Origin of the sequence: Mesorhizobium sp. M0018 (assembly GCF_040323955.1) — a bacterium.
Lineage (GTDB): Bacteria > Pseudomonadota > Alphaproteobacteria > Rhizobiales > Rhizobiaceae > Mesorhizobium.
In genome coordinates, this window is sequence record NZ_JAMYVL010000002.1 from 238,393 (window position 1) to 257,877 (window position 19,485).

Below are 19,485 nucleotides of genomic sequence, written 5' to 3' on the forward strand. Positions count from 1 at the left end.
GCGGGAACGATCGGCTGTCGATCATCCCGCCGCAATGACCTCGATCTCGACCTTGAATTCCGGCCGGGCAAAACCGGACACGATCATCAGCGTCGAGGCCGGCGCCGGGCTGGCAAACAGCCGGTCGCGAACCTCCATATAGGGCCGCAGGAAGGCGCGGTCGGTGACGTAGGTGTTGATGCGGACGATGTCGGACAGGCCGAGCCCGGCCTCGCCGAGAATCGCCGCTATGTTCTGGAAACAAAGCTCGGCCTGTGCGCCGGCCTCCTCGGGGATCTGGTCGTCCGGGGTGATTGCGACTTGGCCCGAACACAGCACCAGCCGCTTGCCGGGCGGCAGTTCGACACCATGGCTGTAGCGGGCGAAGGGCGGCTTGATCGACTTCGGCGTGAGAAATTTGAACATGGCAATCTCCGTTCACGGCAGCCTAAAGCGGGATCGATGCGGGCATCAAGATGGCGGTGCATGTCACGAGGGCGATTGTGGACAGGCGATCAAAAAATAGGCACGATGCCTTTCGTACAGCATGACCCGTCCGGCCTTCGCGCCGCCATTGCTCAGGCGGGCATTGCACAAGCGGGCGGTCCCGGCGCAACGCGCCGGTGGCATGTGTCTTGCTTCTTGAAACAATGGTGTCGAGCCCGACGCGTGACGCGCCGGAGCGAACAAAGGGTGGTGTGGATGTACGGAAAACTCAAGATTTCGGCGGGCGTGATCGTGCTGCTTGGCGCAGGCACGCTTGCCGCGGCAGCGAACGAAAAAGTCACCTTCGGCACCAACTGGCTGGCCGAGCCGGAGCATGGCGGTTACTACCAGGCCGTGGTGGACGGCACCTATGCCGCCTGCGGCATCGACGTGACGATCATGCAGGGCGGCCCACAGGTCAGCGGCCGGCCGCTGCTGCTGGCCGGCAAGATCGATTTTTACATGGGCGGCAACCTGCTGTCGGCCTTCGATGCCGTGCAGCAAGGCATACCGATGCGCGTCGTGGCGGCCGACTTCCAGAAGGACCCGCAGGTCATCATGTCCCATCCCGGGCAGGGGCTGGATAAATGGGAAGACCTGAAGAACGCCGACCAGTACATCCTCGGCGACGAAGGTGCGCAGACCTTCTTCCAGTGGATGGTCACCGACCTCGGCTTCGATGCCGCCAAGCGCGTGCCCTACACCTTCAACCCGGCGCCGTTCATCGCCAACAAGAAGTCGATCCAGCAGGGTTACGTCACCTCGGAGCCATTCGCCGTCCAGAAGCAGGGCGGTTTCACGCCGAACCAGTTTCTGCTGGCCGACTATGGCTGGGACACATATGCAACGACGGTCGAGACCATGCAGGAGACGATCGACAAGCGTCCCGAGGTGGTCCAGTGCTTCGTCGATGGCTCGGCCAAAGGCTGGTACAATTATCTCTACGGTGACAACAAGGCCGCCAACGAGATGATCAAAAAGGAAAATCCGGACATGACGGATGAGCAGATCGCCTTCTCGATCGAGCAGCTGAAGAAGTTCGGCGTGGTCGATTCCGGCGACAGCGAAAAGCTCGGCATCGGCGCCATGACCGATGCGCGCATCCAGAGTTTCTACGACAAGATGATCAAGGCCAAGGTCACGCCGGCGGGCATCGACATCAAGAAGGCCTACACGCTGGCCTTCGTCAACAAGAGCGTCGGGCTCGACCTGAAGAAGTAGGCCGTGAAGCTGGAGAAAGTGGCGCAACAGCCAGGAAGTATACCAGGGCCGACGCTGTTGGCGCTGCGCGGTGTCGGCAAGGTGTTTTCCAACGGCGTCACCGCGCTCAGCAATGTCGAGCTGACGATCCGGGAAGGCGATTTCCTCAGCCTGCTCGGGCCGTCGGGCTGCGGCAAGTCGACGGCGCTGCGGCTGATTGCCGGCCTGTCGACGCCGACCTCGGGCGTGCTCGACTGGCGCGGCAGCGGCGCCCTCGAGCGTTCGAATATCGGCGGCCGTTCAAATATCGGCTTCGTCTTCCAGGAGCCGACGCTGCTGCCCTGGGCCGACGTCTTCGACAATGTCTGGCTGCCGTTGCGGCTGAAGGGCGTGTCGCGGGCCAAGGCGGCGCCGGCGGTGATGGAGATGCTGGCGCGGGTTCACCTGACCGGCTTCGAGAATGCCGTGCCGCGCGAACTGTCGGGCGGCATGAAGATGCGCGTCTCGATCGCCCGCGCCATGGTGACCAAGCCGCGCATTCTGTTGATGGACGAGCCGTTCGCCGCACTCGACGAGATCACCCGCTTCAAGCTCAACAACGACCTTCTCGAGCTATGGCAGGATGAGCGTTTTACCGTCGTTTTCGTCACCCACAGCGTCTTCGAAAGCGTATTCCTCTCCAACCGCATCGTCGTCATGGCGGCGCGGCCGGGCCGGGTGTTTGCCGAGCTTGCCGTCGATGCATCCTATCCGCGCGACGAGGCGTTTCGCACCTCGCCCGACTATGCCGCGCTCTGCCGCCAGGCATCCGACGTGCTGATCGGCTCCATCAACTCAACTGCCGGACCGCATCATGACGGCCATTGAAGAACCAGTCCTGGCGCTCGACCCGGAGGAGGCGCGCCGCGTCCGCCAGGAGCGCTTCGAGCGCATCGGCAGATGGCTGCTGCCGCTGGTGATCATGATCCTGGCCATCTGGCTGTGGGACCGCATCTGTGTCTGGAACGACATCCCGAAATACATACTGCCGCGCCCCGGCGTGGTGCTGCAAACGCTGCACGACGATGCCGGGCTGCTGTTCTCCTCGCTGCTGGTGACACTCAGGATCACCTTCTTGAGCCTGCTCCTCGCCGTGGTCGGCGGTGTCGGGCTGGCAGTGCTGTTCGCTCAGTCGAAATGGGTGGAGATGTCGTTCTTTCCGTTCGCCATCGTGCTGCAGGTGACGCCGATCGTCGCGATCTTTCCGCTGATCAATATCTATGTCGACAACCAGACGACGAAGCTTTTGCTTTGCGCCTGGATCGTCGCCTTCTTCCCGATCCTCTCCAACACCACGCTCGGCCTCAATTCCGTCGACCGCAATCTGCGCGACATGTTCAAGCTCAACGGTGCGACCCGCTGGCAGCAATTGCGCTATCTGCGGCTGCCGGCGGCGATGCCTTATTTCCTCGGCGGGCTGAAGATCGCCGGCGGCCTGTCGCTGATCGGCGCGGTGGTGGCAGAGTTCGTCGCCGGCGCCACCGGCCAGTCGTCCGGCCTCGCCTCGCGCATCATCGAGGCCGGCTACCGGCTCAACGCGCCAAGGCTGTTCGCGGCGCTGATCCTGATCTCGCTCACCGGCATCCTGATCTTCCTGGTGCTGTCGCTGATTTCGCATCTCATTTTGCGGCGCTGGCACGAGAGCGCGCTGAGGCAGGAGCGGTGATGGTGAGCAGCGCCGCCTTGATACCGGCTTCTGGTTCCTACCATCTTTCCAACGTCCGGCTTCACGCGTCGCTGACGCCGGGGCTTGCGGCTGCCTTTGACGCCGACGGATTTGCGCTCGCGGACATTGCCGTCGCCGATGGCAAGATCTCCGGGATTACGGCGCATCGATCCAACGCACCGGCGGACGCCACCGACCTCGGCGGCCGCATCGTGCTGCCGTGCTTTGTCGACTGCCACACCCATATCGACAAGGGCCATATCTGGCCCCGAAAGCCCAACCCGGACGGCACCTTCATGGGCGCTTTGAACGCCACCGGCGCCGACCGCGCGGCGCGCTGGAGCGCCGACGACGTTGCCCGCCGCATGGATTTTTCGCTGCGCTGCGCCTACGCGCACGGCACCAGGGCGCTGCGCACGCATCTCGACAGCGTCGCGCCGCAGGAAGAGATCTCCTGGCCGGTGTTCGAGACGATGCGGGAGAAATGGCGCGGCCGCATCGAGCTGCAGGCAGCCTGCCTGCTCGGCATCGAGGGCGTGCGCGACAGGAAATGGTTCGAGAGGCTGGCCAAACGGGTGGCTGCCGCCAAGGGTGTCCTCGGCGTCGTCACCTACATGGTGCCGGATCTCGAAGAATTGCTCGACCAGGTGTTTGCGCAGGCGATCAAGCATGGCCTCGACCTCGATTTCCATGCCGACGAGACCGACGATGTCTCGGCGATCTCGCTGAAGAAAATCGCCGAAGCCGCCCTTTGGAACGGTTTTGACGGGAACATCCTGGTCGGCCATTGCTGCTCGCTGGCGCGCCAGCCCGATCTCGACGTGCTCGACACCCTGGACAAGGTCGCCAAGGCGGGCCTGGCGGTGGTGTCGCTGCCGATGTGCAATCTCTATCTGCAGGACCGGCGAGGCGACAGGACAACGCCGCGCTGGCGCGGGGTGACGCTGCTGCACGAGATGAAGGCGCGCGGCATTGCCGTCGCCGTCGCCTCCGACAATACGCGCGACCCGTTCTACGCCTATGGCGATCTCGACATGCTGGAGGTCTACCGCATGGCGACGCGCATCCTGCATCTCGACCATCCCGTCGCCGACTGGCCGCAGGCGGTGACCGCGACGCCGGCCAAGGTAATGCGGCTCGATGGTTTCGGCACGCTTGCCGCCGGAGCGCCGGCCGATTTCGTCGTCTTCAAGGGGCGGAGCTGGACGGAATTGCTGTCACGGCCCGAATCGGATCGCATCGTCGTGCGCGACGGGCATGCGATCGAGCGCCAGCTGCCCGATTATGCCGAACTCGATGATCTGATGGTGGAATGATGGATATTGCGGCGCTCAAGCGCGACCTGGACGGTTTGAAGATCGACGACCATCCGGCGATCGTCCAGCAGAAGAGCCGCGACTTCTACTGGTACAGCCCGGTGCTGAAGCAGCAGCTCGAACACGTCACCGGTGACCTGATCGTGACGCCGAAAACCGAAGACGAGGTCGTCCGCATTCTCGCCGCCTGCCACCGGCATGGCGTCCCGGTGACGCCGCGCGGCAGCGGCACCGGGAACTACGGCCAAGCGATGCCCTTGTCCGGCGGCGTCGTGCTCAATCTCGCCGAGATGAACGCGGTCAAGACGATTGCCCCCGGCCGTGTCGTCACCGGCCCCGGCGCCGTGCTCGCCGACATCGACAGAGCGACGCGGGCGCATTCCGGCCAGGAGCTCCGCATGTCGCCGTCGACCTACAACACGGCATCGATCGGCGGCTTCGTCGCCGGCGGCTCCGGCGGTATCGGCTCGATCCGCTGGGGCGGACTGCGCGACCTCGGCAACGTCATCCGGCTGAGGACCGTGACGATGGAGGCACGGCCGCGGGTCATGGAGCTCACCGGCGAGGACGTGCTGAAGGTCATGCACGCCTACGGCACCAACGGCATCATCACCGAAGTCGAGATGCCGCTGACCGCCAGCTATGACTGGATCGACGTCATCGTCGGCTTCGACGATTTCATGGATGCGGCCGGCTTCGGCAACGACCTCGCCATCCAGGACGGCATACTGGCAAAACTGGTCACGCCGATCGCAGCACCCATCCCCTACGATTACTTCAAGCGCCACCAGCGGTTTTTCCGGCGCGGCCAAAGCATCGTCGTCCTGATGATCGCACCGCATGCGATGGATGCCTTCCTCGCCTTCACGGCGCGCAGCAAGGGCGAGATCGTCTTCCGCGCCGACAAGGAGGCCGATCTCAAGGGATTGCCGCCGGCCTATGAGCTGACCTGGAACCACACGACGCTGCGTGCCATCCGGGTCGATCCGACGATCACCTACCTGCAGACCCGCTACCCGTCGCCGGACCACCTCGGCCACGTCAAGGCGATGGTCGACCGCTTCGGCGACGAGGTGCCGGCGCATCTCGAATTCATCCGCTTCGACGGCGCAATCGGCATTGCAGGGCTGCCGCTGGTGCGCTTCACCACGGCGGAGCGGCTCGACGAGATCATCCGCATCCACGAGGACAATGGCTGCTGGATCTTCAACCCGCACCGCTACACGCTGGAAGAAGGCGGCATGAAGCGCACCGACGAGGTGCAGCTCGCCTTCAAGCGCGAAACCGACCCGCAAGGGCTGCTCAATCCGGGCAAGATGATCGCCTGGGAAAACCCGGACTATGATTATCGCTCGGGCAAGTCGTTCCTGTTCAAGGGGCTGGAGAAGGCGGGTTGAGACGATGACGGGCGTGTGGCGCTGTACCCCCCTCTGGCCTGCCCTCTTTGCCACCACTTGGCATCTCCCCCGCAAGGGGGGAGATTGGCAGTTCCATCGTCTCGACCATCTTCCAACGTCGTCGAGTGGCGAACGCGATACTGACAGCCGATCTCCCCACTTGAGGGGGAGATGCCCGGCAGGGCAGAGGGGGGTGCTTGGTGCCGACTTGCGAGATGTTCTCCTGTGAACATTCTCGTCCTCTATGCTCATCCTGTGGAGACCAGCTTCAATGCCGGCCTGCACCGGACCATCGTCGAGCGGCTGAAAGCGGCCGGCCATGTGGTCGACGATTGCGATCTCTATGCCGAGGGTTTCGATCCCAGGCTGACGCACGCCGAGCGGCTGTCCTATCACGACGCGCGCAGTGCCGGCGATCCGGCGGCGCCTTATGTCGAGCGCCTGTTGCGGGCCGAGGCGCTGGTGCTGTCGTTTCCGGTGTGGAACTTCGGCTATCCGGCCATTCTGAAAGGCTTTTTCGATCGCGTCTTCCTGCCCGGCGTGTCGTTCAAGCTGGTCGACGGCAAGGTGCAGCCGTCACTGCACAACATCCGCAAGGTGGCCGCGGTCACGACCTATGGCGGCAGCCGGTTCCGAGCCATGCTGATGGGTGACCCGCCGCGCAAGCTGGTCAAGCGGGTGCTGCGTGCGACGATCAAGCCCGGCGGGTCGGTTTCCTACCTTGCGCATTACTCGATGAACCTGTCGACCGAGGGCAGTCGGACGAGGTTCGTGGCGAAAGTCGCGGCCAGGATCGACGCGTTCTGAGGTGCGCTACATCCGCACCCGTTCCGCCTTCGGATCGTACATCGGCTTGAGCGAGGCCTCGGCGGCAAAGCGCTCGCCGGCGATCTCGATCTCGTAGGACGACGACAGGACATCCGCCTCGCTCTCGCCCTTGCAAGGCACGTAGCCAAGCCCGATTGCGCCGCCGAGATGATGACCGTAATTGCCCGAGGTGATCGGACCCACGATCTTGCCGTCGCGCAGGATCGCCTCATTGTGGAAGAGCAGCGGCTCGGTGTCGTTCAGGCGGAACTGCACCAGCCGGCGTGACAGGCCGGTTTCTTTCTTCTTCAGCACCGCATCGCGGCCGATGAAGTTGCCTTTGGCGGTCTTCACCGCGAAACCCAGCCCGGCCTCCAGCACATTGTCCTCGTCGGTGATGTCGTGGCCGAAATGCCTGAAAGCCTTTTCGATGCGGCAGGAATCCAGCGTGTGCAGGCCGCATAGCTTCAGGCCGACGTCGGCGCCGGCTTCTTCTATCGCCTCGAAGACGTGGGCGGCCTGGTCGGTCGAGACATAAAGCTCCCAGCCGAGCTCGCCGACATAGGTGACGCGGTGGGCGCGGGCCAGGCCCATGCCGATCTCGATCTCCTGAAAGGTGCCGAACGGATTGTTCCCGTTTGAGAAATCGTTGGGGCTGACCTTTTGGATCAGCTTCCTCGAATCCGGGCCCATCAGGCAAAGCACGGCTTCGGCAGCGGTCACATCGGTGATGACGACGAACTCGTCGGCAAGGTGTTTTCGCAGCCAGGCCAGGTCGCGCTGCAGCGTGGCGCCGGGCACGACGAGCAAGAAGGCTGTTTCGGACAGCCGCGAGACGGTGAGGTCGCTCTCTATGCCGCCGCGCTGGTTGAGCATCTGGGTGTAGACGATCTTGCCCGGCGCCACGTCGATGTCGTTGGCGCAGAGCCTTTGCAGGAAAGCGCAGGCGTCGCGGCCCTCGACGCGGATCTTGCCGAACGAGGTCATGTCGAACAGGCCGACGCCGTTTCGGACCGCCAGATGCTCCTCGCGCTGGTTGTCGAACCAGTTCTGCCGTTTCCAGGAATAGCGGTATTCGCGCTCCTGGCCCTCCCGCGCAAACCAGTTGGCGCGCTCCCAGCCGGCGACCTCGCCGAACACCGCGCCGCGCGCCTTCAGATGTTCGTGCAGCGGCGAGCGGCGGACGTTTCGCGAGGTTGCCATCTGCCGGTACGGAAAATGATCGGCATAGAGCAGGCCGAGCGTTTCGGAGACGCGCTCCTTGAGATAGCGGCGGTTCTTCTGGAACGGCTGGGCGCGGCGGATGTCGACCTCCCAGAGGTCGAAGGGCGCCTCGCCGTCATTGATCCATTGCGCCAGCGCCATGCCGGCGCCGCCGGAGGAGACGATGCCGATCGAATTGTAGCCGGTCGCCATCCAGTAGCCGGAAAGCTCCGGCGCCTCGCCGAGATAATAGCGGTCGTCGGGGGTAAAACTCTCGGGGCCGTTGAAGAAGGTGTGGATGCCGGCGGTGGCCAGCATCGGCATGCGGTTGACGCCCATTTCCAGGATCGGCTCGAAATGGTCCATGTCCTGCGGCAACTGGTCGAAGCAGAAATCCTCGCTTATGCCGTTCATGCCCCAGGGCTTGGCCACCAGCTCGAACGCGCCGAGCATCATTTTGCCGGCATCTTCCTTGTAGTAGGCGCACTCGTCCGGCACGCGCAGCACCGGCAAGCGGGAAAGCCCGGGGATCGGTTCCGTGACGAGATAGAAATGTTCGCAGGCGTGCAACGGGATGGTGACGCCGTTCTGGGCGCCAAGCTCGCGTGCCCACATGCCGGCGCAGTTGACGACGATATCGGCCTCGATCAGGCCTTGTTCGTCGCCCTGCGCCCAGGAAACGCCGGTGACGCGGCCGGCCCTGGTATGCACCTTGGTCACCTTGACGTTCTCGACGATCGTCGCACCGCGCTGGCGCGCGCCCTTGGCCAACGCCATGGCGATATTGGCCGGATCGCACTGGCCGTCGAGCGGCAGGTGCACGGCGCCGACCACATCTGACACATTGAGATGCGGGTACATCTGCTTGACTTCACTAGGCGAAATCTCGCGCACATCGACATCGAAGGCGCGGGCGAGAGACGCCTGCCGATAGATCTCGTGCTTGCGCTCCTCGGTAAGCGCCACCGTGATCGAGCCGACCTGGCGCATGCCGGTGCCGACATCGGTCTCGGCCTCCAGCTTGACGTAGAGGTCGGCCGAGTATTTCGCCAGCCGCGTCATGTTCTGCGAGCCGCGCAGCTGGCCGATCAGGCCGGCGGCGTGCCATGTCGTGCCCGACGTCAGCTGCTTGCGCTCGAGCAGCACGATATCGGTCCAGCCGAGCTTGGCCAGATGATAGGCGACCGAGCAGCCGGAGACGCCGCCGCCGATGATGACCGCCCGCGCTTTGGGAGGAATGGCCTTGGTCGGAATGGTTTTGGTGGGCGGGGAGTTCATGCGGCCTCGCGACCATAGCTGGAGGCGAAGCGGCGCAGGCGCGTGGCAGCCTCCATCAGCACCGGCTCAGGCTGGCAGAGGCTGAAGCGGATGTGGCCGGCTGCAGCCTCGCCGAAGCTCGAGCCGGGCATGACGCCGACCTTTTCCTGGTCGAGGAAGGCCCAGGCGAATTTTTCGTCGTCCGGCTCGATCGCCGATATGTCGAGCATGACGTACATGCCGCCTTCGGAGCCGCGCACGGTGATGTTGTTCATACCGCGCATGGCATCGAGGACGACGGTGCGCCTCGCGGCGTAGCGCTCGGCGATCTCCTTGACGCCGTAGCCATTTTCGAGCGCCTCGGCGCAGGCGAGGCTGATGAAGGCCGGCAGGCCGTAGGTCATCACCAGATTGAGGTCGGTCAGCAGCGAGACCATCGGTTCCGGCCCGGTCAGCCAGCCCATGCGCCAGCCGGTCATGCCGTGGCTCTTGGACATCGAATTGATGACCAGCGTGCGTTCGGCCATGCCGGGCAGCGAGCGTGGTGAGACGTGCTCGCCGCCGCCCAGCGTCCAGTAGACCTCGTCCGACAGCAGCCAGAGGTCATGTTCGCGGCAGATCTGCGCCAGCTCTTCCAGGCGCTCGCGCGAATAGACGGCGCCCGTGGGATTGTTCGGCGTGTTGATCAGGATGGCGCGGGTGTTCGGCCGGAGGGCGGCGCGGATGTCGGCGGCGCGCGGCTGAAAGCCATCCTCGGCGGGGGTCTCGACGACGCTGAACTCGGCGCCCGCCGCACTGAAGGTGTTGGGATAGGTGGCGTAATAGGGCGCGACGACGATGGCATGGTCGCCTTGGTCGAGAACCGCTTGAATGGCCGCGTAAAGCGCGGCCTGCCCGCCCGGCGTGGCGATGACCTGGTCGGGATTTGTCGCAACCCCGGTGCAACGCGTCGAGGCCGCCGCCATCGCCTTGCGCAGGCGCGGAACGCCGGCAAGCGGGGTGTAGTGGTGATTGCTGGCGCGAACCGCCGTCACGCAGGCTTCGATCGTCTCGCTCGGCGTGTCGAAATCATGGTCGCCGACCGACAGCATGATGATGTCCTCGCCGGCCTGCTTGCGCGCCCAGGCAGCGGAATGAACCTCCCAGCCATCCTTGCCCGAAGGCACGATGCCGGAAATGCGCGATGATGGCCTGGGCATTATGCTGCTCCCGAAATTTCATAACCGGCCTGTTCGAGCCGGTCGCGCAGCGCGGCGATGTGGGCCGGTCCGACTTCGCAGCAGCCGCCGACAATGCCGGCGCCGGCCTCGACCCAATCGACCGCCTGGCCGGCATAGGCATCCGGATCGAGGTCGTGGCGGGCGTGCAGCACTTCCACCGTACCGCCATGCTTGAGCGCCTCAATCGAGGTGAAGCCGTTGGCATAAGCGCCGACCGGACCGCCGAGAGCGATCAGTTCGGGCAGCGCTGCAGCGATCGCTTCGGGCCGGCAGCAATTGATCAGCCGGGCCGCGACGGGCAGGCCGGCAAGAGCGCCCGCCGCCGCCGCAATGGCTTCGCCGCTGCGCAGGCGCGGCGTGCCGTGGTCGGCAAGCGTCCACGACACCCATACGGGCTTGCCGCTTTCCGACGCCGCGGTGACGGCGGCGCGCGCCTCTTCGGCCGACGCCATGGTTTCGCACAGAAACAGATCGACGCCGCCCGCCTGCTCGGCAACGATACGGCGATAGATGTCGAGCGTATCCTGGAAGGATATCGTCAGCGCCGGCGCATAGCTGCCGAACAGCGGCGACAGGCAGCCGGCGATCGCCGCGTCGCCAGCCTGGTCGCGGGCTTGCCTTGCCAGTTCGATGCCGCGCTTCTGCAGGGGCTTGAACAGCTCTTGCGCGCCTTCGCGTGCCAGCCGTTCCGGCGTGGCTGAATAGGTGTTGATGGTGATGACGCGGGCGCCGGCGCGGATGAATTCCGCATGCAGGTCGCGCACCAGATCCGGTTCGTCGATCAGCACCCTGGCCGACCACAGCGGCGTCGGCTCGGAACTGCTACGGCGGACCAGCTCCTGGCCCATGCCGCCATCGGTGAGGATAACAGTCTTCATGCTCTGAGCCTCTCGTTCTTTGGATCCCATAACGGCTCATCCCTCTGCACGACCGCCCGAAAACGTTCGCCGAAGATCTCGACCTCGACAGCGGTTCCCGGCTCGGTGAGGTCGGCGCGCAGCATGCCGAGCGCGATCGACCTGTCGATGCGATGACCCCAGCCGCCGGATGTCGTCTCGCCGACGATCCGGCCGTCATGCCACAGCGTCGACATGGTGGGCGCATCGCAGTCGCCGGGGTTTTCGACGACCAGCGTGACGAAGCGTTTCTTTACGCCCTGCTGCTTCTCGTTCTGCAGCGCCGCCTTGCCGCGGAAGTCGGGCTTATCCCATCTGACGAAGCGGTCCAGCCCGCCCTGCAGGATCGAATAGTCGGTCGACAGGTCGCCCTTCCAGGTGCGGTAACCTTTTTCGAGCCGCAGCGAATCCAGTGCGTACATGCCGAACGGTTTTAGTCTATGCCTCTTCCCGGCCTCCCAGACGGCGTCGAAGATGGCTGCGGTATCGTCGACCTTGCTGTGGATTTCCCAGCCGAGCTCGCCCGCGAAGGACACGCGCACCAGCTTTGCCCAACGTCCGGCGATACTGGTTTCCTGATGCGTCAGCCAGGGCAGGGTGAGGTCGGCCGCGCAGAGTTCGGCGAGGATTTTTCGCGAGTTGGGGCCGGCGAGGATCTGGGTGGAGTATTCCTCCGTCCGGTCGACCAGCTTGAAAGTGGCGTCCTTCGGGATGCGCGATTTCAGCCATTCGAAATCATGCCACTGAGCCACCGCGGCGGTGATCAGCGTCATCAGGTTCTCGTCGTGGCGGACCACCGACATTTCGGTGACGATGCGGCCCTTGTCGTCGGCAAAATAGACGAGGCCGATGCGGCCGGGTTTCGGCACCAGGCCTGTCACCTGGAGGCTCAGCCATTCGGCGGCACCCGGACCATCGAGATTGAAACGGGAAAACCCCGGCAGGTCCAGAATGCCGGCGGCATCGCGCACGGCGAGGCATTCCTCGCGCACACGATGCTGCCACGGCCCGTCGCGGCGGAAGGTCAGCGTGGATTGTTCGGAGATGTCGTCGCCTGGCTTCGCATACCAGGTGGCGCGTTCCCAGCCATTATAGGCGTCGAACCGGGCGCCGAGTGCCTTGATGCGGTCGTGGAGCGGCGACAGCTTGCGGTCGCGCCCGGCCGGCCAGGCATGGCGCGGGAACTGGATGGCATATTCGTTGCCATAGATCTCCATGCCCTTGGCGACGCAATAATCCGGGGCCGAGGCAAAGGCGGTGAAACGGCGCGGATCGCACGACCACATGTCCCATTCGGTCTGGCCCTCGGTCACCCATTCGGCCAGCACCTTGCCGGCGCCGCCGCCCTGGGCGATGCCGAAGGTGAAGACGCAGGCCTCGAAGGCGTTGGGCACGCCGGGCATCGGGCCGATCAGCGGGTTGCCGTCCGGCGCATAGGGGATCGGCCCGTTGATGACCTTGGACAGGCCGGCGGTGCCGAGGATCGGCACGCGGGCGACAGCATCGGCCAGGTAATGTTCCAGCCGGTCGAGATCGTCGGGAAACAGCTGGAACGAAAAGTCGTCGGGCATTGGGTCGTTGTGGCCGACCCAGTGGGCGCGGCAATTGCGCTCATAGGGGCCGAGATTCATGCCGTTCTTTTCCTGGCGCAGATAATAGGACGTATCGACGTCGCGCAGCAGCGGCAGCTTCTTGCCCTGCTCCTTCGACCATGCGGCCAGTTCGGGGATTTCCTCAAACAGGATGTATTGATGGCTCATCACCATCATCGGCACCTCGCGGCCGAACATCCTGCCGACCTCGGCGGCGCGGTAGCCGGCGGCGTTGACGACGATCTCGCAGCGGATCTCGCCTTGCGTTGTCTCGACCACCCACTCGTCGTTGTCGCGGCGCACGCCGGTGACCGGACAGAAGCGGATGATCTTCGCGCCCATGTCACGCGCGCCCTTGGCCAGTGCCTGGGTCAATTGCGCTGGATCGATATCGCCATCATTCGGATCGTAGAGCGCGCCTTTCAGCTCATGCGTCTCGATGAAGGGGTAACGGCGCTTGATCTCGTCGAGCCCGACCACGTCGATATCCATGCCCTGGTAACGGCCCATGCCCTTGGCGCGCTGGAATTCCTGCATGCGCTCCGCGCTATGGGCTAGCCTGAGCGAGCCGGTGACGTGGTAGTTCATGGGATAGCCGACCTCGTCGGCCAGCCGGCGATAGAGCTCGGTCGAATAACGCTGCATGTTCATCAGCGACCATGACGAGGAGAAAGTCGGCACGTTGCCGGCGGCATGCCAGGTCGAGCCGGAGGTCAGCTCGTTCTTCTCCAGAAGCACGCAGTCGGTCCAGCCCGCGTTGGCGAGATGATAGAGCGAGGAGGCGCCGACGGCACCGCCTCCGATGATCACCACGTGTGCCGTGGTCGGCAAACCGGCCATGTTCTTCTCCGACTATTTGTTTTGATGCATGTCGTTGTCCCAAAACGGCCACGCACTTTTGGGCGACATGCATTCGTTCAATAGACGGGCGGCGAAACCACCCAGATCACCACAGCCGGTTCCGCTCCAGGATTGCGCCAGCGGAACGGCTTGCCGTCGAAGCGGAAGGAATCGCCTTCGCCAAGCCGGTGCCAGACGCCGGCAATTTCGATGTCGAAACTGCCGGAAGCGACGTAGCCGGCTTCCTCGGTCGGCCGGCGCGACTCGGTCTGCAGCTCGGCACCCGGGGCGAAGACCGAACGCAGCATCTCGAAGCTACCGCCGAGATCGGGCGACAGAAGCTCCTCCACCAGGCCGGAATCGCTTGTGCCAAGCGTGCGCCGGCTGCCGGCGCGCACGACCACGCCGCGCTCGGTCTCGACAGGTACGTCATGGCTGAAGAACAGGCTGACCGGCACGCCGAACAATTCGGCGAAGGCCCTGAGATCGCCGAGCGACGGGACCGACAGACCGCGCTCGACCTGGCTGACCCAGCCGACGGAACGGCCGAGCTTCAGTGCGATTTCGGCAAGCGTCAGGCCGCGCGCCTTGCGCAACGCGCGAATGTCGCCGGCCAGCAGCCGTTCGCCGCTGTCCTGTTCCGATCTGGCGGCGGTTGAGGGCAAAGCCATCCCTGTCTTGGTGAAAAATTCCCAGCAAATTTCATTTGATGGCGGGTTCATGAAAAAATCAAGAGGATTTTCACGAAATCACAAGATTTACTTGCGCCATTTTGACGGTTCGGGCAAAGGCTCGGCGCACGAGCGGCAAGTGGGGCGTCCGGTCGAGGCGGGTAGGCTATCGGACGTTCAAAAAGACGCGCAAGGATGCTCCATCACTTCTAGTCGGCGCATGATCCTTCCGGAAAATCGGGTTCGGGATCATACGCAAAAGGACGGCCCATGCTGGAAAACAACTCCCGGATTGCGGCGGCGATCGTCGATGACGCGATCACCTCGCGGCGGTCGGTACGCGCCTTCTTGCCCGATATGGTCGACGACGAGACCATCCGCGATATTCTCGCCGTTTCCGCGCGCGCGCCCTCAGGCACCAATATGCAACCCTGGAAGGTCTATGTGACCAAGGGCGAGGTCAAGCAGCGCATCACCGACGCCATCCTCAGCTCGGGCATCCGCGCCGAAAAGGCCGAGTGGGACGAGTACCGCTACTATCCCGACCAGTTCTTCGAACCCTATCTGACGCGACGGCGGGCCAACGGCTTCGGCCTCTACGGCGTGCTCGGCATCGGCCGGCGCGAGGTCGACAGGATGCGTGCGCAGCACGACCGCAACTTCGTCTTCTTCGACGCCCCGGTCGGCATGATCTTCACCGTCGACCGGCGGCTGAACAAGGGGTCGTGGATCGACTACGGCATGTTCCTGCAAAACATCATGGTCGCCGCGCGGGGCAGGGGCCTGCACACTTGTCCGCAAGCCGCCTTCGCGCCCTATCACCGGCAGATCAGGCCGGTGCTCAACATTCCCGACGAGGAGATCGTCGTCTGCGGCATGGCGCTCGGCCATGAGGATACGTCCAAGCCCGAAAATGCCTTCCGCACCGACCGCGCGCCGCTGGAAGAGTGGGTGACGTTCGCGGAGTGACGTGAAGCGCCGTCCGGCTCTACTGCACTTCGTAGCCGACTTCCTCGCTCGCATGGCAGAGCGCTTGCCAGAACGAGCGGGCAAACGAGCGGAACACATAGATGTCGAACTGATCGGCGCCGGTGCGCTGGATCTGCGCGAAGATGTCGTGATGCATGGTCGAGCGGCCGGCGCCGATCGGGAAGGCCGGCAGCGCGAAGTCGATGGCGAAGAATTTCGCCAGCACCCACTCGGCCTTCGGCCCGGCGATACGGATCGCGGTGCGGCCGTGCGAAAGGTCGGTCACCGTACCGATGGCCGAACTAACGACATCGGCAAACGCCGGCGCCAATCCCTCGGCTTCATCGACAACCGTAAATTTTCCCGGCGCAAAGCCGAACACCGACCTGGCGCCGTTCGTCACACCGCCACCGGCGCCGTCGGGCAAAGCCAGGCCGGTGACCGCATGGATGCCGGCCATCAACGTCTTCTCCTCGCCGGGCCAGGCGGCGAGCTGCAGGATCGACCCCGGCCTGGTTTCGGAGAGGATGATTTCGACACCGTGCTCGAAATTGCCATGCGAGCCCGGATGCAGCACCGGCTCAAGCGGTGATTGGCGTTCAACCATGCATGCGGCTCCCGTCCGGATCGAAGAAATGGTTGGAGACGATCTCGACCGGCCCGAACCTGTTGCGCAACGGATCGGAAACGTAGGCACGCGAGCCGCGCCGCGCCTTGCCGCCCTTGACCAGGGCAAGCGCGATATATTTGCCGAGCGCCGGCGAATAGCAGCAGGCGGTGATGTGGCCAAGCGAGCCGTGTGGATTGGCTTCGTCAAGCTCCTCGACGATGTGTGCGCCGCCATTGAGCGGCTGGTTGTCGAGCGAAACAATACCGACGAGTTCCAGGCGGTCGGGTGCGATCAGCCCCTCGCGATCCATCATCGCCGAGCCGATGAACGACTTCTTCTTCGACAGCATCCAGTCGAGATGCAGGTCGCGTGCCGTGGTACGGCCGTCGATCTCGGCACCGGTGACGTGGCCTTTCTCGATGCGCATGGTGCCCAGCGCCTCCAGCCCGTAGGTCACCAGCCCGAACGGCTTGCCGGCTTCGATCAGCGCCTCCCAAACATGGGTGCCGTAGCCGGCGCCGGAATAGACCTCGAAGGCCATTTCGCCGGAGAAGGACAGCCGGCAGATCATCACCGGCACGCCGGCGATTTCGCCGTGGACGATGCCCATGAAGGGCAGGGCGGCATTGTCGACGGCGGTGCCGCTGACGCAAGCAGCCAGTATCTGCCTTGCCTTCGGCCCACCGATGGCGGCACCGGCCCATTGGTCGGTGACCGAGGCGACGTGGACTTTCAGCTCCGGCCAGATCACGTCGAGGAAATATTCCAGATGCTGCATCACCTTGCCGGCATTGGCGGTGGTGGTGGTCATCAGGAAATCCTGCTCGCCGAGCCGCCATGTGGTGCCGTCGTCAAAGGCGAGACCGTCCTCGCGCAGCATCAGCCCATAACGCGCCTTGCCGACGGCCAGCGTCGAAAACACGTTGGTGTAGACGCGGTCGAGGAATTCCGCCGCGTCGGGGCCTTGCACCGCGATCTTGCCCAGTGTCGAGACATCGACGATGCCGGCGCTCTCGCGCGTGGCTCTCGCTTCGCGCACATAGGCCTGCTCGATCGTCTCGCCGGGATGGCCGTAGATCATCGGCCGATACCACAGGCCGGCCGAATACATGGTGGCGCCGTTGGCGACGTGCCAGTCATGCATCGGCGTCAGCCGCTCGGGCTTCAGATCGCCGAAGCGTTCGGCGGCTAGCGAGCCGATCGACACCGCCGAAAAGGGCGGGCGAAAGCGCGTCGTGCCGACCTCTGGGATCGGCTTGCCGAGCGCCTCGGCCATGATGGCGAGGCCGGGTATGTTGGAGCTCTTGCCCTGGTCGGTTGCCATGCCGAGCGTGGTGTAGCGCTTCAGATGCTCGACCGAGACGAAGCCTTCGCGATGCGCCAGCCGCACGTCATCCGCCGTCACGTCATGCTGGAAGTCGACGAAACTCTTTCCCTTGGCCTTGATCTCGAGCACCGGCGCCGGATCGGGATCGCCAGGTGCTGCCTCGACGGCAGGCAAGGCCGCCGGCGTGGCGGTTGCGCCCGCTGCGGAAAGGCCGGCGGCGCGGCCTTCGGCGATCGCCTCGGCGGTGGAGAAACTGCCGGTGAAGGCGCCGGCGCCGATCCATTGCCGCGTCGTCGGCTTGGGCGGCAGGAACGCTTGCAATGCTTCGTTCCATTCCGCTCTCGCGCCGGCCTGGCTGGCCAGATGAATGGTCGGCGACCATCCGCCCGACATCAGCAGGCAATCGGCGTGGATGCTGCGCGCTTCGCCGGAAAGCGCGCCGTTGACCATGTCGAAGCGCTGCACCTTGAAGCCGGAAAGCGCCTTGCCGCCCTCGGTGGCGATTACCGCGTGGCCAGAAAGGATCTCGGCCTCCGCTTCGCCGGCCAGCTTGCGCATTTCGCTCGAAAGTTCTGGGCGCACGTCGACGATGGCGACGACGACGGCGCCGGCCTTCTTCAGCGCAAGCGCGGAGCGATAGGCGCTGTCATTGTTGGTGAACAGCGCGACCCTGTCGCCCGGCAGCACGCCATATTCATTGGCAAAACGCTCGGCAGCATGCGCCAGCATCACGCCTGGCCGATCGTTGCCCGGAAAGACCAGCGGACGCTCCAGGGAGCCGGTGGCCAGCACCACCGACTTGGCGCGGATCGTCCAATAGCGATGGCGCGGCTCGCCCTTGCCGGCCTTTTCCTTGTGGTCGGTGACACGTTCGAGCGCGGCAAGCGTGTTGCCGTCATAATAACCCCAGACAGTAGTGCGCGGCAAAAGGCGGATATTGTCACGGCCTTCAAGCTGACCGGCGGCGCGCGCTGCCCAGTCGGCGGCCGGCATGCCATCGATCGTCTCGCGCGACCAATTGGCCGAGCCGCCGAAATGCGGCTCGAGCTCGGCCAGGATGACGCGTGCACCCTGATCGGCAGCCGCCCTGGCGGCCATCAGCCCCGCCGGGCCGGAGCCGACTACCAGCACATCGCAAAACGCGTTCATGCGTTCGTAGCGCGCCGTATCGGGAGCCGTGCCTGCCTTGCCCAGGCCGGCGGCACGGCGGATGAAATGCTCACAGAACATCCAGAAGCGAGTGCCCTTCAGCGGACCGATCACCGGTCCCATGAAGGTCTTGTAGTAGAAGCCAGCCGACAAAAGCTTGCCGCCGAGCTGGTTCACGGCACTGACGTCCCAGGCAAGCGAAGGGAAGCGGTTCTGGCTGATTGCGGCCAGCCCGTCATAAATCTCGACCATCGTGGCGGGGATGTTCGGCTCGCGAACCTCGCCCCTCAACACTGTGACCAGCGCGTTCGGTTCCTCGACGCCGGCGGTCAGCACGCCGCGCGGGCGGTGATATTTGAACGAACGCCCAAACAGGGTGACGCCGTTGGCCAGCAGCGCCGAAGCCAGCGTGTCGCCGGCATGGCCGGTATAAGGCGCGCCGTCGAAGGTGAAACGGATGGTCCGCAGCCGGTCGATGCGCCCCCCGGCCTCTGTACGGCGCGGGCTCATGGCTTGTCCTCGGCCCGGTGCCGCGCAACCGAGTTGTGGTCGCCGCGCGCGAACGCGGTGCTGGAGATCTCGTGCGTCAGCGTATTGCGCACGACCCTGAGATGGGCGCGGCAGCCGCCGGAATGCTGCCAGATCTCATTGTGGTCGCCGGCCGGGTTAAGCCGGTCGTAGACATAGGCGTTCCAGGCGTCGAGGTTCTGCGAGGCGGGCTGTGGGCGCTGGCGATTGCCGTCGCCCTGATAGGTGAATTCGATCACGTCGCGCGGGCCGCAATAGGGGCAGGTGATGAGCATGGATCTCTTAAACTTCTCGTTTGACCATGATCTTGTCCGAAAACCGGTTTCCACTTTT

Annotated in this window: 16 protein-coding genes; 7 read left to right on the forward strand and 9 right to left on the reverse strand. The window is 64.5% G+C overall.

Features of this window, described 5'->3' with window-relative positions; genetic code table 11:
• Positions 1-21: 21 nt before the first annotated feature.
• Positions 22-405: a RidA family protein gene (locus NKJ81_RS03440; RefSeq protein WP_352470263.1), complete on the reverse strand. Its 384-nt coding sequence runs from the start codon at positions 403-405 to the stop codon at positions 22-24.
• Positions 406-681: 276 nt separating this feature from the next.
• Between NKJ81_RS03440 and NKJ81_RS03445 the strand changes: the two genes are divergently transcribed.
• From NKJ81_RS03445 to NKJ81_RS03470, 6 genes are all read left to right on the forward strand, one after another.
• Positions 682-1,686 (forward strand): ABC transporter substrate-binding protein, encoded by a 1,005-nt coding sequence (locus NKJ81_RS03445; protein WP_352470264.1) that lies wholly within the window; start codon positions 682-684, stop codon positions 1,684-1,686.
• A 3-nt stretch (positions 1,687-1,689) separates the two neighbouring features.
• A complete protein-coding gene (locus tag NKJ81_RS03450) occupies positions 1,690-2,532 on the forward strand; it encodes an ABC transporter ATP-binding protein (protein ID WP_352539640.1) in 843 nt (280 codons plus the stop codon).
• Positions 2,519-3,370: an ABC transporter permease gene (locus NKJ81_RS03455; RefSeq protein WP_352539641.1), complete on the forward strand. Its 852-nt coding sequence runs from the start codon at positions 2,519-2,521 to the stop codon at positions 3,368-3,370. Before NKJ81_RS03450 ends, NKJ81_RS03455 begins: the two co-directional genes overlap by 14 nt.
• A 17-nt stretch (positions 3,371-3,387) precedes the next feature.
• Positions 3,388-4,686 carry a cytosine deaminase gene (locus tag NKJ81_RS03460; RefSeq protein WP_352539761.1) on the forward strand — a complete coding sequence of 433 codons (1,299 nt, stop codon included), beginning with the start codon at positions 3,388-3,390 and terminating at the stop codon, positions 4,684-4,686.
• On the forward strand, positions 4,683-6,083 hold the full coding sequence (locus NKJ81_RS03465) for an FAD-binding oxidoreductase (RefSeq protein WP_502904268.1): 1,401 nt from the start codon (positions 4,683-4,685) through the stop codon (positions 6,081-6,083). Before NKJ81_RS03460 ends, NKJ81_RS03465 begins: the two co-directional genes overlap by 4 nt.
• A gap of 225 nt (positions 6,084-6,308) precedes the next feature.
• A complete protein-coding gene (locus tag NKJ81_RS03470; protein ID WP_352539642.1) occupies positions 6,309-6,890 on the forward strand; it encodes an NAD(P)H-dependent oxidoreductase in 582 nt (193 codons plus the stop codon).
• Positions 6,891-6,896: 6 nt separating this feature from the next.
• Here NKJ81_RS03470 and NKJ81_RS03475 read toward each other — a convergent pair whose 3' ends face one another.
• The 5 genes from NKJ81_RS03475 to NKJ81_RS03495 all read right to left on the reverse strand — a co-directional run bounded on the left by NKJ81_RS03475 (position 6,897) and on the right by NKJ81_RS03495 (position 14,569).
• On the reverse strand, positions 6,897-9,371 hold the full coding sequence (locus NKJ81_RS03475) for a GcvT family protein (RefSeq protein ID WP_352539643.1): 2,475 nt from the start codon (positions 9,369-9,371) through the stop codon (positions 6,897-6,899).
• On the reverse strand, positions 9,368-10,549 hold the full coding sequence (locus tag NKJ81_RS03480; RefSeq protein ID WP_352539644.1) for a pyridoxal phosphate-dependent aminotransferase: 1,182 nt from the start codon (positions 10,547-10,549) through the stop codon (positions 9,368-9,370). Before NKJ81_RS03480 ends, NKJ81_RS03475 begins: the two co-directional genes overlap by 4 nt.
• Complete coding sequence (locus NKJ81_RS03485; RefSeq protein ID WP_352470270.1) at positions 10,549-11,448, reverse strand: homocysteine S-methyltransferase family protein; 900 nt, start codon at positions 11,446-11,448, stop codon at positions 10,549-10,551. Before NKJ81_RS03485 ends, NKJ81_RS03480 begins: the two co-directional genes overlap by 1 nt.
• A complete protein-coding gene (locus NKJ81_RS03490) occupies positions 11,445-13,898 on the reverse strand; it encodes a GcvT family protein (RefSeq protein ID WP_352539645.1) in 2,454 nt (817 codons plus the stop codon). Before NKJ81_RS03490 ends, NKJ81_RS03485 begins: the two co-directional genes overlap by 4 nt.
• A gap of 77 nt (positions 13,899-13,975) precedes the next feature.
• Positions 13,976-14,569 carry a helix-turn-helix domain-containing protein gene (locus tag NKJ81_RS03495; protein ID WP_352539646.1) on the reverse strand — a complete coding sequence of 198 codons (594 nt, stop codon included), beginning with the start codon at positions 14,567-14,569 and terminating at the stop codon, positions 13,976-13,978.
• A 270-nt stretch (positions 14,570-14,839) separates the two neighbouring features.
• Here NKJ81_RS03495 and NKJ81_RS03500 point away from each other — a divergent pair, with 270 nt between their 5' ends.
• Complete coding sequence (locus tag NKJ81_RS03500; RefSeq protein ID WP_352500967.1) at positions 14,840-15,538, forward strand: nitroreductase; 699 nt, start codon at positions 14,840-14,842, stop codon at positions 15,536-15,538.
• A gap of 19 nt (positions 15,539-15,557) precedes the next feature.
• On the opposite strand, the gene NKJ81_RS03505 is transcribed toward NKJ81_RS03500, so the two are convergent.
• The 3 genes from NKJ81_RS03505 to NKJ81_RS03515 are packed head-to-tail and all read right to left on the reverse strand — an operon-like array spanning position 15,558 to position 19,427.
• Positions 15,558-16,145 carry a sarcosine oxidase subunit gamma gene (locus NKJ81_RS03505; RefSeq protein WP_352539647.1) on the reverse strand — a complete coding sequence of 196 codons (588 nt, stop codon included), beginning with the start codon at positions 16,143-16,145 and terminating at the stop codon, positions 15,558-15,560.
• Positions 16,138-19,134 carry a sarcosine oxidase subunit alpha gene (locus NKJ81_RS03510; protein WP_352539648.1) on the reverse strand — a complete coding sequence of 999 codons (2,997 nt, stop codon included), beginning with the start codon at positions 19,132-19,134 and terminating at the stop codon, positions 16,138-16,140. The genes NKJ81_RS03505 and NKJ81_RS03510 overlap by 8 nt, the downstream gene beginning before the upstream one ends.
• Positions 19,131-19,427, reverse strand: coding sequence for a sarcosine oxidase subunit delta (locus NKJ81_RS03515; protein ID WP_023676536.1), 297 nt, complete (start codon positions 19,425-19,427; stop codon positions 19,131-19,133). The genes NKJ81_RS03510 and NKJ81_RS03515 overlap by 4 nt, the downstream gene beginning before the upstream one ends.
• Positions 19,428-19,485: the final 58 nt, after the last annotated feature.